13 protein-coding genes are annotated in these 14429 nt (G+C 40.3%); 2 read left to right on the forward strand and 11 right to left on the reverse strand.

The window, feature by feature from the left end; translation table 11 throughout:
* Positions 1–22: 22 nt before the first annotated feature.
* The gene (locus tag RTR43_RS08240) at positions 23–214 is read left to right on the forward strand and encodes a hypothetical protein (RefSeq protein ID WP_312471011.1); all 192 of its coding nucleotides are present in this window, start codon (positions 23–25) and stop codon (positions 212–214) included.
* Between the two features lie 16 nt (positions 215–230).
* Here the strand turns inward: RTR43_RS08240 and ysxE are convergent, their stop codons facing one another.
* The 9 genes from ysxE to hemA form a co-directional block, all read right to left on the reverse strand.
* Positions 231–1274, reverse strand: a complete 1044-nt coding sequence (gene ysxE, locus RTR43_RS08245) for a spore coat protein YsxE (RefSeq protein ID WP_312471013.1) — start codon at positions 1272–1274, stop codon at positions 231–233.
* An 89-nt stretch (positions 1275–1363) separates the two neighbouring features.
* A complete protein-coding gene (gene spoVID, locus RTR43_RS08250; protein ID WP_483870153.1) occupies positions 1364–2443 on the reverse strand; it encodes a stage VI sporulation protein D in 1080 nt (359 codons plus the stop codon).
* Between the two features lie 259 nt (positions 2444–2702).
* The gene (locus RTR43_RS08255; protein ID WP_312471018.1) at positions 2703–3920 is read right to left on the reverse strand and encodes a serine hydrolase domain-containing protein; all 1218 of its coding nucleotides are present in this window, start codon (positions 3918–3920) and stop codon (positions 2703–2705) included.
* A gap of 153 nt (positions 3921–4073) precedes the next feature.
* Positions 4074–5360, reverse strand: a complete 1287-nt coding sequence (gene hemL, locus RTR43_RS08260) for a glutamate-1-semialdehyde 2,1-aminomutase (protein ID WP_312471019.1) — start codon at positions 5358–5360, stop codon at positions 4074–4076.
* A 25-nt stretch (positions 5361–5385) separates the two neighbouring features.
* Positions 5386–6366: a porphobilinogen synthase gene (gene hemB, locus RTR43_RS08265; protein ID WP_312471021.1), complete on the reverse strand. Its 981-nt coding sequence runs from the start codon at positions 6364–6366 to the stop codon at positions 5386–5388.
* An 83-nt stretch (positions 6367–6449) separates the two neighbouring features.
* Positions 6450–7229 carry a uroporphyrinogen-III synthase gene (locus RTR43_RS08270; RefSeq protein ID WP_312471023.1) on the reverse strand — a complete coding sequence of 260 codons (780 nt, stop codon included), beginning with the start codon at positions 7227–7229 and terminating at the stop codon, positions 6450–6452.
* Complete coding sequence (gene hemC / locus RTR43_RS08275) at positions 7223–8161, reverse strand: hydroxymethylbilane synthase (RefSeq protein ID WP_312471024.1); 939 nt, start codon at positions 8159–8161, stop codon at positions 7223–7225. The genes RTR43_RS08270 and hemC overlap by 7 nt, the downstream gene beginning before the upstream one ends.
* Before the next feature lie 202 nt (positions 8162–8363).
* Positions 8364–9197, reverse strand: a complete 834-nt coding sequence (gene ccsA / locus RTR43_RS08280; protein WP_312471025.1) for a cytochrome c biogenesis protein CcsA — start codon at positions 9195–9197, stop codon at positions 8364–8366.
* Between the two features lie 13 nt (positions 9198–9210).
* Positions 9211–10554 (reverse strand): glutamyl-tRNA reductase, encoded by a 1344-nt coding sequence (gene hemA / locus RTR43_RS08285; protein ID WP_312471027.1) that lies wholly within the window; start codon positions 10552–10554, stop codon positions 9211–9213.
* Positions 10555–10771: 217 nt separating this feature from the next.
* Here hemA and RTR43_RS08290 point away from each other — a divergent pair, with 217 nt between their 5' ends.
* Complete coding sequence (locus RTR43_RS08290) at positions 10772–11260, forward strand: LiaI-LiaF-like domain-containing protein (protein WP_312471029.1); 489 nt, start codon at positions 10772–10774, stop codon at positions 11258–11260.
* Positions 11261–11334: 74 nt separating this feature from the next.
* Here RTR43_RS08290 and yihA read toward each other — a convergent pair whose 3' ends face one another.
* Entirely contained in the window at positions 11335–11916 is a 582-nt protein-coding gene (gene yihA / locus RTR43_RS08295) for a ribosome biogenesis GTP-binding protein YihA/YsxC (RefSeq protein WP_312471031.1), read from the reverse strand.
* On the reverse strand, positions 11913–14240 hold the full coding sequence (gene lon / locus RTR43_RS08300; protein WP_312471032.1) for an endopeptidase La: 2328 nt from the start codon (positions 14238–14240) through the stop codon (positions 11913–11915). Before lon ends, yihA begins: the two co-directional genes overlap by 4 nt.
* Between the last annotated feature and the right edge of the window lie 189 nt (positions 14241–14429).

The raw sequence follows: 14429 nt of genomic DNA on the forward strand, positions 1-14429 counted from the left end.
GTTGAATGAGGAGGTTTTTCGGGTGAGGGGGAATTTTCAAAAATACAAACACCGACCCTGGTTTAGAACGATTCGGAGATTTTGCGGACAATTTATTGTACCATTTATTATTTTTCAATTCCTACGAACAATCTTTTTTCCAACCGTTTTTGATGTATTATTATTATCCTTTTTTATCGCCATCGCCGTTTCCATCTATTTTGAAATTATATAAGGAGCCCTTGTTGCAGTTAATCAAGCTGCTGCTGGGCTCCTTCTTTTTTCTGCCGTTGCTGGGCTTCAATTTCCGTCATTCTCATCACGGTATACTCGGAATTTTTCAGATGCCAATAGCGGTGCTGCAGCTGTCTCACAAATTTTAATTCATTTTTGGGGCTCTGCTTTCGATAATATTTTTCTGTCGTCTTGATGATGGGGATTGGTAGAGCTAAATAACTGTAGAACAACAATTTCTCATCTTCTTTAAACGGAAAGTATTTAAAGTAATGATACATCCATTCAATAGTCGTGTCATTTCGCTTCGGATTCGTATCGAGGGCTCGTGAAATATAGGGCAGGAGATCATGAATCGGTGAACCATAACGGGCATTTTCAAAATTGATAAAAAAACCGTATCCCCTGTCATCATACAGAAAATGCTCGGATGATAATTTCCCGTGAATGATCACCATTCGCGCCTTCTCAGCTTCCTTCGTGCTCTCATACCATTCTTCAAATTTTGTTTTCGAAAACTTTAGCGCCTGGCTAATTTCATTGTAATACAGGCAAAATAACAATTCGAACGGGGACATATACGTCTTTCTTTCACATTCATCAGCGAAGCCATCAAGGAATTCCTGCTGTTTTTCCAGTTGTTGAATTGTCTTTTCATAATGCTCTGTTCGTTCTTCATTGTTTACCGTAATTTCTTTGGCAGAAAGAGTGTGAAGCCTCGCTAATTCCCGGAACAGCTGTTGGTTTTTGTGCTCGCGATCTTCCTTTTGATCATTTGGCATCCATGGCATTAGATAGTAAAGGTTGTTATCGTATAAAACTGCATACCTGCCGTCCATTGTAGGGTAAATCGGAACAATCCGGTTAAACCCTTTTTGGTAGAGAAGATGAACATGACGGACGAAATCGGTCCCTATTGTTGGATCAATTTTTTTTAAGGCAAAGGTTCCTTTATTTGAATATACTTTTTGGACAATACCGATATCTTCAACAAAGTAGGGCTCGACAAGATAATTCTTTAAAATTGGGGCGATGGCTTCTAATCGATTGGAGTCATTCATGAAAACTCATCTCTCTTTCAAAAAAGAAAAACTGTATCTAAACGAAGCTGAGCTGGTTAAAGAAACCCGCTCAGCTTCTTTTTGAACTATTATTTTTTTGCAAATGTTGCAGGGATGTATAATACTTGCCCTTCATAAATGTCTTGATTGAGTTCAAGATTATTCACGCGGAGGAGATTTGGAACTGTTACATCATAACGCTCGGCAACTCCATCGAGAGTATCACCTTTTTGCACGATACAAACCTTCAATTTCGCATGAGCAGAACTTTCATCCTTGCGGGCAAAAAACTCTGTCAACGTCATGCTCTTCTTTTTCCCAGATAGCTTTTTCTTTACCTTTTTTATCACATCATCAGAAGAGGATGAACTCTCTTCTAAAATCGTTACCTCTTCTTCAAAATGTGGATTTGGGACCGATTCTTCTTCAAGTACTACTTTATGCTCCATTTCAATTGGTTGACTGCTCTCACTTCTAGCCTCTTGGAGGTCCCATGCAGGCTCGTAGTCTTCTTCTTCATACTCCACTTGCGGTTGATAGTTGAAGGTTGGGAATTTCGGTAATACTTCCACACTTTCTTCCTCTTGCTGTTTTCTTGCCTCAACTTCAAACAGGAAGTTATCTTCATGGCTGCTGGGAACGACTTCTTGCTCAACTTCTACTTCTTCCTCTGCAGCTTCTTCTTCGGTACGGTGAAGTACCTCATACTCTGGTGTTTGTTCTAGCTCCTGTTGTTGTTCGATTCCATAAAGACCACTGATGGTTAGTTCTGCAGAGAGCTTCAAGCAGCTGCGCTCTGGTAGGGAATAATCAAAGGATTCAACGAGGACATCAATATCGTAAATGCTTTGAATCCGATTATTCGGGATGGTGATATCGACGGGGAAACGATGTGAAAATTCACAGTTTCCTTCATCAAGTGCCGCCACTCTTTCTACAAATTTTTGCGAGGTAAAGCCTTCATCCTTGCCTTCATCGGCAGCTTCGTAACTTTTATATTCGCCGGTGAGCTCTAGCGAACCACGTATGGTTACGTACTGATCGTTTTCCTGGATGGTAATGTCCGGGTCTAGGGAAATCGAAACAAGCTCTTCGACTTCCTGTCCTTTTCTAAACCACAAGGACTCCTCCAAGGAAAATCGCAGACACGATTGATTCTCCTGGGACAAAGCGACTCCTCCTTTCGTTTCCTTCACGCAAAATCACTATGTCACTTACACTTTATGAGGGGATTTTTTCATTTATGATAAAAAAGCGCTTGAGGCGTGAAAAGAATTAGATTGCTACCTTTATTCTGGGGTCGAAGTAAGATGGCGAATTGAGATGGGAGTTGTGGATTTGGCGAGGGGATTGCGGATTAGGGCCTGAAACCCTAGGAAGTTGGGCTTTATTCTGCGGGTTTCAGGTGCCACAATGAAATCGATACCATTATGAATGTGCAAGGTCGGTTTGTGAAGATAACGGTGAATCCATGATAATTCGATAAATATTTTTCATAATACTTCCTATTTCGGTAGTTTTTGTTCTTGAATTCATTAGGATTACAATTTGTGTATGATTGTTATCTTTATAATATCCATGCATCGAATACCATCCACCTAAAACCCCGATACTGAAATAATAATTTCTATCATAATCATTATAGATACCAAGTGCATACTTGGGTTGTGCGGCTGATGGAGTAGTCATTTGTTCAAGACTATTTTTTGAAACAAGTTTACCACTTAGCAAGGCTTGATCAAATTGGGCTAAATCATAAGCGGTTGTATAAATATCCCCACACCCAAATAGGAGGTAGGGGTTCAAGGAATTTGTTTTTTCTATTTTATCATCTTTCTTCACATAGCTTTTAGATGTATATGGTTCAGGATTTTCATGTGTAAAAAATCCTGTTTCCTTTAGGGGAACCTTATCAAAAATGTTCTCCTGAATAAATTCATGAAGTGATGTTCCAGTAACTTTTTCCACAATATAGCCAAGAACCATATAGTTTGCGTCGAGATAGTCCCATTTTTCACCAGGCTGGAATTTTACAGATCCTTTTGCAATTTCCTGAATTAAATCTAACGGCGTTTTATCATTTTTCTGCCAATGTGGTGACCGGATACCCGAAGTATGTGTTAATAAATGATACAATTTTATTTTATCTCCATTTGGAAAATTAGAAATATACTTTGACACTGGATCTTGAATAGTTAATTTCTTCCGTTCTTGAAGCATCATTATACTTGTTGAAACGAAAATCTTAGTAATTGATCCTATTGGATAGGTGGTTGAAGGAGTATTTAATACCTTTTTCTCTATATTTGTATAGCCTACACCCTCGTTAAAAAGTATATGTTTACCTCTTACAACAGCTATCGTACCGCTTAAGCTATTAGTATTTAAATAGTCTCTAATTTTCTGCTGTAACATTTCCTCATTCTTTTGAGCAAGTGCCACCCTCTCATGTTCATTTTTCTGCAATTCTTCCTTTGCATTAAGTTCATTTTTTTCAGTCGTTTTTTTTTCTCTTTTTTTATTACTATGTTTGTTTGCACTTTCTATATTTTGGGAGAAAGGATTTTCACATCCACCCATATAAAAAATAAGAATAGCAGCTAATAAGAATACAACGAGGTGTTTCCCTTTCATATAGCCGTTCACTCAACTTTCTCTTCTCATTCAAGAAAAATTTCATATCCCCGGTATTTTATAGCAAAATGTAATTTTTAACAAGAAATACTTTTTGACAATATGTACTCTAAAAATAAACAAAAAAAACACACTCAATGGTAGTACATGAGTGCGCTTTTTTATTTATTTTAATTTTGAAAAAGCAACCTCTGCTGCTTGAATGGTTTTTTCAATATCCTCATCAGAATGCTCCGTTGATAGGAATAGCCCTTCAAACTGTGAAGGCGGTAGGAATACCCCTTGGTTAGCCATCTCCCGATAATAGGCTGCAAAGAATTCCAAGTTCGATGTTTTAGCTTTTTCATAGTTAATGACATTTTCATTGGTAAAGAAGAAGCCAATCATTGAACCAGCACGGTTAAAGGTAATGGGAATATCGTATTTTTCAGCAGCTGCTTCAAAACCTTTTTGAAGCATGTCTCCTTTACGAATAAACTCCTCGTAATGCTCTGGAGTTAATTGACTTAGTGTTTCTAAACCTGCAGTCATTGCAAGTGGGTTTCCAGACAATGTTCCTGCTTGATAGATGGGGCCACTTGGAGCGATTTGCTGCATGATTTCCGCTTTACCACCGTATGCACCAACAGGAAGACCGCCCCCAATTACTTTTCCAAGACATGTAATATCAGGTGTTACATTGAAATAGCCTTGCGCACAATTGTAACCTACGCGGAAGCCGGTCATGACTTCATCAAAAATCAGCAATGAACCATTTGCCGAAGTAACCTCGCGAAGACCTTCTAAGAATCCTGGTAGCGGTGGGACAAGACCCATGTTACCAGCAACTGGCTCTACGATGATACAAGCAATATCTTGGCCGAATTGTTCAAAAGCATATTTTACACTCTCAAGGTCATTGTAAGGTACTGTAATTGTATTAGATGCAACCCCTTCTGGCACTCCAGGGCTGTCAGGCAAACCAAGTGTAGCAACACCTGAGCCGGCCTTAATTAATAACGAATCACCATGACCATGGTAGCAGCCTTCGAATTTCAAAATCTTATTACGGCCAGTATAGCCGCGGGCTAAACGAAGTGCACTCATGGTTGCTTCAGTTCCTGAATTGACCATTCTTATTACTTCAATTGACGGTACGCGTTCAATCACAAGCTGTGCTACTTTGTTTTCTAATAATGTTGGCGCCCCAAAGCTTGTTCCTTGCTCTGCTGTTTTTTTCAGCGCCTCCACCACACGGTCGTTGGAGTGACCAAGAATTAGCGGTCCCCATGAAAGGACGTAATCAATATATTCATTGCCATCGATATCATAGATTTTTGACCCCTTGCCTCTTTCCATAAAAATTGGGCTCATAGCAACAGATTTAAAGGCACGAACCGGGCTGTTAACACCGCCTGGCATTAGATTTTGGGCTTCTTTAAATGCTTCAATCGATTTTGTATACGAACGCATTCTATTCCCTCTTTTCAAAAAATGTTTATTGGTCTTCCTTTAACCAGCGAATCGCATCTTTTGCGGCATAAGTAATGATGAGATCTGCACCTGCTCGTTTCATACCGATTAACATTTCAAGGACGGTGTTTTTCTCGTCAATCCAGCCATTAGCAGCTGCCGCTTTCACCATTGCATATTCACCACTTACATTGTAAACGACAACAGGCAAGTTAAAATTGTTTTTTACATCACGAACAATATCAAGGTATGGCATCCCTGGTTTGATGATTAAAAAGTCTGCACCTTCTGCAACATCTGATTCCGCTTCCCTAAATGCTTCCATCCGGTTAGCCGGGTCCATTTGATACGTCTTACGATCACCAAATTGCGGCGCCCCCTCCGCTGCCTCACGGAAAGGTCCATAGAATGCAGAAGCGTATTTAACGGCATAAGACATGATTGGAACTTCGGTAAAACCAGCTTCATCCAAACCAGAACGAATGGCAGCCACAAAGCCGTCCATCATGTTAGAGGGAGCAATAATGTCCGCTCCAGCTTTAGCCTGGGCCACAGCTGTTTTTACGAGCAATTCTAATGATTGGTCATTTAAAATTTTTTCGCCTTCTACAACTCCACAGTGTCCGTGGTCTGTATATTCGCATAAGCAAGTATCAGCCACAACAATGATGTCCGGGTAGTTTTCTTTAATATAACGGGTGGCTACTTGGACGATACCATGGTCATGATAGGCCTGCTCTCCACATGCATCTTTCGTTTTCGGGATGCCGAACAGTAGGACGGATTTAATGCCGTGTGCAACAATATCATCCATTTCAGCTTGAAGATGGTCCATCGATACTTGGAATACACCAGGCATGGACGATACTTCATTGCGAATGTTTTCCCCTTCATAGATAAATAGCGGATAAATGAAGTCTTCTGCTTTTAAATGATTTTCTCTCACAAGTGCACGCATATTAGCACTTGAACGTAAGCGGCGATGACGTGAGAATTGTAGTTCCATATTTTTACCTCCAAAAATTTAAACTTTATTAGTTAGCTTGGTTTATACTGGCGGATAGCTCCGCTTTACTGGCGGAAATCAAATTAAACATGATTGTTATCAAGATAAGCAATCGTGCATTTAATCATTTCCTTCACGGTGTACTCCACTGGAGAAGCATGGACTGTTAATCCGTAAGCAATTAATTTTTTCTCAGTCACCGGCCCGATACAGCCAATGACACAGCCTTTCAACTGCTCTTCCAGACCACATTCCTTCACAACATCCATGAAATGATCAACCGTTGAAGGGCTTGTAAACGTTAGAATATCAAGCTGGTTATCTGCCAACATGCCCGCAAGCTTCACACGGCTCTCTTCCGGCATGTACGTTTCGTAAATGACGACCTCATCAACCTCAGCCCCCACTTCCGTCAACGCGGTGGCGATATATTCCCGGGCTAGATTTCCTTTCGGGAGCAATACCCGCGATCCTTTATTGATATAGGGTAAAAACTCCTCGACAAACGCTTCGGCTACATATGCCGATGGTACAAACTCTGCACGAAGACCTTTTTCTCGCAAGACCTCATCAGTCTTTTTGCCAATCACAGCAATTTTAGGAAAATCCAGACCAACTCTTTCAAAAAAAGAAAAGAAGGTTTCAACTGTGACATTGCTTGTAAAAATAATCCAGTCATATGTATTAAGGACCTTCAGCGAATCATGAAGGCGTTCATTTCTTTCAATCGGACGAAAGGCAATCAGAGGGATTTCAACCGGAATCCCTCCGTACCTTTCGACTAGTTGAGAGAATGTTTTCGCTTGATCTTTACCTCTTGGAACAAGAACTTTTTTATCAAGCAGGGGTGAGGATTTTAGCATTGACCCTCGAGCTCCCGTTTTACCTTTTCAATCAGGTCCTTAGCTCCCTTTTTAATTAATAAATCAGCAGCATGAATACCAAGTTCTTCTGGATTTTGTCCTCTTAGTTCTTCTTTAAAGACCTCATGACCTTCAGGTGAAGCCACTAATACATTTAAAACAATCTCATCATTTTCAGCTATATAAGCGAATCCAGCAATCGGCACCTGGCATCCGCCCTCCATTTTTTGCAGGAAAGCGCGTTCAGCACGGACAGCTCTTTCCGTCTTCTTGCAGGTGAATTTTTCAAACAGTTCAAGAAGTTCCTTATCGTCTTCGCGGCATTCAATCGATAATGCCCCTTGACCCACTGCAGGAACACAAATATCTGCATCAATAAATTCTGTCACTACGTCCGTTGCCCAGCCAAGGCGGGAAAGGCCGGCGGCAGCTAAAATGATGGCATCGTATTCTTCAGTTTCTAATTTTGCTAATCTAGTATCGACATTGCCACGGATCCATTTAATCTCTAAATCTGGGCGTTCAACCAACAGCTGTGAACTGCGGCGCAGGCTGCTTGTGCCAATAATTGCACCTGGCTTTAAATCCTTTAACTTTACATGACCTCTGGAAATAAGGGCATCACGGTGGTCTTCACGAAAAGGAATACAGCCGATAGTGAGACCTTCAGGCAATACAGCCGGCATATCCTTCATACTATGAACAGCCATATCAATCTCTTTATCAAGCATGGCCTGCTCAATTTCCTTTACAAATAAACCTTTACCGCCAACCTTTGAAAGAGTAACGTCGAGGATTTTATCCCCTTTAGTAACGATTTCTTTTACTTCAAACTCGAAAGATGGATCAAGCTTCTTAAGCTGTTCAATCACCCAATTTGTTTGTGTTAACGCTAACTTACTTCGTCTAGAGCCTACGATAATTTTTCTCATGACTGCCTCCTACTTTTTTATAATACAAAAATCTATATCATTCGACTTTGAGAATTGTCCAGCTTCAGCGCCCAGCGACTAGTGGACATCCCACTCCTCCCTACGATAAGTCAACATCGAATCGCTTCGCTCTCCGTGTTTCCTTTATCTCAGTCGGAGTGGGCCCCGTCCATACGTCGCTGACCGGGCGCTTACGCTTTTCCTATGCATACCATAAATGAAAAGATGATAATTGACCAAATAAGAAAAAGTTAATGATTACGATTAAAAAAGAAGCTGAATTCCAGATGGCTAATTTTCTTCCAGATACATTCTTCACAATCCGTAGATATAATAAAAGGCTGTATGCTGTAAGTAACAGAAATGAGCCAATAATTTTCATATCGTACCAAGGCATTCCTGGAACCTTTATAAATGCCCACTGCAAGCCCAATATGAGGCTCAGTAGCAGCATTGGAACGCCGATAACCGCTAATATGTAGGATGATTTTTCCAGTTTATCTAAATCTGCGAGCCGGATAAGTCTTGTTCCCCATTTTTTTCTTTTTAATAAATCGTACTGAAGCAGGTACAGCGTTGAAAAAACAAATGACAAGGAAAATGCCCCGTAAGAGAGAATCGCCATCGTAATATGAATCAACAACAGTTCTGAAACAAGTTGTTTGGCCATGATATGGGAATGGTATTGCATCGGGGCAAATGTATGAATCGCCATAACAATAAAGCCAAGTATATTCGTGAAAAATACGATAAAATCCACTCTTAGTAACCGATTTATAACAAGTGACAATGTGACTAATACCCAAGCATAAAAATAGAGCCCCTCAAAGATAGTCAGTACAGGGAACCTACCTGTTTTTATCATATAGAAAAAAAGGAAAACCGTCTGCAAAATCCATACAAACGCAAGTAACCAGAAGGCAATGCGGTTTGCCTTCCGGTTATGGTGAATAAAATCAAAAAAATAGAGCAGTACACTGAAGGCATATAGAACAACTGTGAATTCATGAAGCCTTGTCATAAAGATGTTGTACATAAAAGTTTACCCCTTATGACTGAAAGGAAGCCAACGGTTCATGAACCGGCATATTATTGGATTCGGCTGCTTTCGAATGTTGTTCCCGTGCAAGCTCTTCAATATTAAAAATTTTCATAAATAAATCCATCGCCTGATCGGCGTCAGGTCTTGCAGCCAATTCTTTCGCCTGTAAAATCGGATCTTTTAAAAGCTGGTTGATGATGCTCTTTGTATGTTTATTAAGCACTTTTATATCGCGATTAGATAAATTCGGTAGCTTTCTCTCCAAGCTATCCATTGTTTCCGCTTGGATGGCTAAAGCTTTTTCCCTAAGCGCGGAAATAACAGGAACCACGCCAAGCATCCCAAGCCACTGTTTGAAGTCAACGATTTCTTTTTCAATCATTAACATGATTTTTTCAGCCGCTTTCTTGCGCTCTTTTAGGTTAGCTTGCACAATACCTTCTAAATCGTCGATATCATATAAAAAGATGTTTTCAAGTTCAGCAATTCTCGGATCTAAATCACGCGGTACGGCAATATCAACCATAAATAATGGCTTACCCTTCCGCTTTTTTTCTACACTAGCCATCGTTTCTTTTGAAATGACAAAGTCCTTGGCACCAGTCGAGCTAATGAGAATATCTGCTTCCACAAGTGATTTCTCTAACTCCTGTAGTGTTCTGGCCTCACCATTAAAACGGTTTGCAAGCACCTTCGCTTTATCATACGTCCGGTTAATGACAGTTACCTTTTTCACACCGTTACCATGCAGGTTTTGTGCTGCTAACTCACCCATTTTTCCTGCGCCAAAAATTAACACATGTTTGTTAGCAAGGGAACCGAAAATTTTCTTTGCCAATTCCACCGCTGCATAGCTAACAGAAACAGCATTTGCACCAATCTCTGTTTCTGAGTGCGCGCGTTTTGCCAGGGTAATCGCCTGTTTAAACAAGTGGTTAAACACGGAACCAGTCGTTTCCTCAGCTTGAGCGGACATAAAGCTCGTCCGAACCTGTCCAAGTATTTGCGTTTCCCCTAAAACCATGGAGTTAAGTCCACAAGTTACATTAAATAAATGTTCTACCGCACCATCGTCTTCATAAACAAATAAATATGGAGAAAACTCCAGCTGCTCCATTCCGAACCATTCGGACAGAAATTCTTTCATATAATAGCGGCCTGTATGTAATTGATCGACAACCGCATAAATTTCCGTTCGATTACAAGTGGATAAGATGATATTTTCTAGGATGCTTTTTTTGGTGTTTAACTTTTTAATGGCATCCGCAAGATCGGTTTCATTAAATGTCAAACGCTCACGGATTTCTACAGGGGCAGTTTTATAGTTAAGACCGATCACTAATATATGCATTTGTTAAGGACACCCCCAATAATTAATACGGTTTCAACTAGTAAAATTATATCATGAGTAATTTCGACTTTTCCTCGAAAAATGTGAACAGAAAACGAAACTATTGTGTTAATATTAGAAATTGAATAGGACAGTTTTTTTTTATAATCTTCCCTATGTACAGTATCAAAAAAGCAGACTAGATTCAAGTGAACCTTACTGGAAGCGGTGTATTGTATTGAAAAATCAACGTATTTTCCCTGGTATCATTCTTATCGGTTTCGGAGCATACTTTTTATTACAGCAAACAGGAGTTTCTTTTTTTCAACAAATTTCGACCTGGCCGACCTTAATTATCATTGTTGGCGCAGCCTTTTTAGGGCAAGGATATATGGCGAAGGATTACGAGGCCATTCTTCCTGGGGTCATCATGGCTGGATTTGGTCTTCATCTCTATCTTGCTGGCCACGTGTCGTTCTGGCCGACTAACCATATTGGCATGTTAATCTTGATTATTTCAATTGGATTTTTTCTTCGCTTTCAAAAGACCAGTACAGGCATGTTTCAATCGTTCCTCTTTCTCATTCTAGCCGTTTTACTGCTCTTTTATGATAAAATTGCTGGATATTTTGGCTTGCTGCAAAATGGAATGAGTTTTGTCTGGAAATTCTGGCCCGCTCTTCTCATAGTTGTTGGTATTTATTTTCTACTAAAAAAGAAAAAATAATAGTGAAACTTCCATCAGTTTTTTACAACCTCTTAATACGGAAAAAAGCCTGGCGCTTCAGCGCCGGGCTTTTTTTACATATAGCTCTCTAAAATAGCCCAAGCATGATCTTTTCCTTCGCCTGTTTCCGAAGAGAATAAAACAATATGGTCATTTTTATCGAGATCTAACGTTTCACGCGTTACCTTTAAATGCTTTTGCCATTTCCCTCTAGGGATTTTATCTGCCTTTGTTGCGATGATAATGCAGGGAATGTCGTAATGCTTTAAAAAGTCATACATCATCACATCGTCTGAGGTTGGAGGGTGACGCAAGTCCACAATCAAGACTGCTGCCCGTAATTGCTCCCTAGTTGTAAAATAGGTTTCAATCATTTTCCCCCATGCAGCCCGCTCCGACTTTGAAACCTTGGCATACCCATACCCCGGGACATCAACAAAGTGAAGAATCTCATTAATGAGAAAGAAGTTTAATGTTTGCGTTTTTCCTGGCTTTGATGAAATCCTTGCCAAACCCTTACGGTTAAGCATCTTATTGATAAAAGATGACTTACCGACATTTGAACGGCCTGCCAGCGCAAATTCCGGCAGGGTCGTTTCCGGGTACTGTTCTGGTTTAACGGCACTAATGACAATATCTGAACTTACTACCTTCATTCTACTCCACCTTCTAAAAGCGCATGCTTTAAAACTTCATCCAAATGGGATACCGGTACAAATTCCAATTCATTGCGGACACTTTCTGGAATGTCATCAATATCCTTTTCATTATCCTTTGGAAGAATAACTTTAGTCAGACCTGCACGATGAGCACTAAGTGTTTTCTCTTTTAAACCGCCAATTGGAAGCACTCTACCACGTAATGTAATCTCTCCTGTCATTCCTACCTCGCGACGGATTGGTCTGCCCGTCAAGGCCGATACAAGCGCTGTTGCCATGGTGATACCTGCTGATGGTCCATCCTTTGGAACAGCACCCTCGGGAACATGGATATGGATGTCATATTTTTCATGGAAGTCTTCTTCGATGCCCAGTTCCTTTGTTTTGGAACGAATATAGCTAAACGCGGCCTGTGCTGACTCTTTCATTACGTCCCCAAGCTTACCGGTAAGGACGAGCTTACCTTTACCAGGTGATAGGGATACCTCGATTTGCAGGGTGTCGCCGCCCACAGTTGTATAGGCTAAACCTGTTGCAACCCCAACCTGATCTTCAGTCTCCGCCATTCCATAGTGGAATCTTGTTTTTCCTAAAAATTCCTCAACGCTCTTTTCAGTAACGATAACGCGTTTTTTCTCGCCAGATACAATGATTTTCGCTGTTTTCCGGCAAATAGTTGCCATCTGACGTTCCAGGCTTCGTACACCGGCTTCACGTGTGTAATAGCGGACGACTTTTAAAATCGCCTCATCACGCACTTGAAGAATTCCTTTTGAAAGACCATTTTCTTTAATCTGCTTTGGCAGTAAATGATCGCGGCAAATATGAACTTTTTCTAGTTCTGTATAACCGGCGATTGTGATGATTTCCATTCTATCAAGCAGCGGTGCCGGGATCGTTGATAGATTATTGGCGGTTGCAATGAACATGACTTTTGATAAATCATAGGTTTCTTCTATATAATGATCACTAAAATTATGGTTTTGTTCCGGGTCCAATACTTCAAGCATTGCGCTGGATGGATCGCCGCGGAAATCACTCGACATTTTATCGATTTCATCTAATAAAAATACCGGGTTAATCGTCCCAGCTTTTTTCATCCCTTGAATGATTCGGCCTGGCATGGCCCCAACATAGGTTCTTCGATGCCCGCGAATTTCCGATTCATCACGAACACCACCAAGGGATACCCGGACAAAATTACGATTAAGCGAAGTGGCAATTGAACGAGCAAGACTTGTTTTTCCAACACCTGGAGGTCCGGCAAGACAAAGAATCGGACCTTTTAAGGAATTGGTCAACTTCTGAACAGCTAAATATTCGAGTACCCGTTCCTTTACTTTTTCGAGTCCGTAATGATCCTGATTTAGGATTTTTTCTGCACGATTAATATCAATATCATCCTCCGTCTTTTTTGACCAAGGGATGGAAATCAACCAATCAATATAGTTACGAATGACGGCACTTTCAGCGGAACTAGTTGGAACCTTTTCATAGCGGTCCAGCTCCTTCAGTGCTGCTTTAAGTGCATGTTCAGGCATTCCGGCCTGCTCTACTTTTTTTGTTAGTTCGGCGATTTCGCCTGTTTTACCTTCTTTATCGCCTAATTCCTTCTGAATTGCCTTCATTTGCTCGCGAAGGTAATACTCTTTTTGTGTTCTTTCCATGGAGCGCTTAACACGCTGGCCAATCTTTTTTTCTAGATTTAGAACTTCTTTTTCGTTATGGATCGTGTCAATAACACGGTTTACCCTTTGTTTAATATCAATTGTTTCAAGTATATCTTGTTTTTCCTTCAGCTTGATGGGTAAATGGGAAGCAATAATATCCGCCATTCTACCAGGTTCCTCTATATCAGAAACAGCGGCATACGTTTCTGCTGAGATTTTTTTTGATAATTTTATGTATTGTTCGAAATAATCGAGCATCGTTCTCATCAAGGCCTGGTCTTCGACATCTTTAGTATCTGGGTCATCAAAGGTGACAATGTTTACGGAATAATAATCTTCTTCATCAAAAAAAGAAACAATTTCCGCTCTATTTAATCCTTCTACCAATACGCGAATCGTTCCGTTTGGCAGTTTCAGCATTTGCTTTACCTTTGTTAACGTTCCAAGCTTGTATAAGTCCTCTTCAGAAGGCTCATCAACGGAGACGTCCTTTTGAGTGGTTAAGAATATTAAATGGTCTTCTACCATTGCTTTTTCGAGTGCCTGTACGGATCGTTCCCGACCAACATCTAAATGAAGCACCATCGTCGGATAGACAAGCAATCCCCGAAGCGGCAGGAGGGGTACGATCAATTCGTTCTTTTTCGCCAAAATACTGCACCTCCACATGCAAATCCAATTTTTTCTACTGCGAATGCAGAATAGTCTTTGTACAATTCTATCTTATTTATTTTTCAGTGTCTATTTTTAGAATATCCCTTTATCAATATAACTTTATTTTCTCCATTTGAACTAAATTTTCTCCCAGCAAATCTTTGCAAATATTTCTTTTTAAAAATT

It is taken from the genome of Neobacillus sp., from assembly GCF_031988165.1.
Taxonomy (GTDB): Bacteria; Bacillota; Bacilli; order Bacillales; family Cytobacillaceae; genus Neobacillus; species Neobacillus rhizosphaerae.

Bases quoted from the DNA above. Each gene is read 5' to 3' on its own strand.
- yihA (WP_312471031.1), bottom strand. From the start codon at position 11,916: ATGAAGGTAGTAAGTTCAGATATTGTCATTAGTGCCGTTAAACCAGAA.
- ccsA (WP_312471025.1), bottom strand. From the start codon at position 9,197: ATGTACAACATCTTTATGACAAGGCTTCATGAATTCACAGTTGTTCTA.
- RTR43_RS08270 (WP_312471023.1), bottom strand. From the start codon at position 7,229: ATGCTAAAATCCTCACCCCTGCTTGATAAAAAAGTTCTTGTTCCAAGA.
- hemB (WP_312471021.1), bottom strand. From the start codon at position 6,366: ATGGAACTACAATTCTCACGTCATCGCCGCTTACGTTCAAGTGCTAAT.
- hemL (WP_312471019.1), bottom strand. From the start codon at position 5,360: ATGCGTTCGTATACAAAATCGATTGAAGCATTTAAAGAAGCCCAAAAT.
- ysxE (WP_312471013.1), bottom strand. From the start codon at position 1,274: ATGAATGACTCCAATCGATTAGAAGCCATCGCCCCAATTTTAAAGAAT.
- hemA (WP_312471027.1), bottom strand. From the start codon at position 10,554: ATGCATATATTAGTGATCGGTCTTAACTATAAAACTGCCCCTGTAGAA.
- hemC (WP_312471024.1), bottom strand. From the start codon at position 8,161: ATGAGAAAAATTATCGTAGGCTCTAGACGAAGTAAGTTAGCGTTAACA.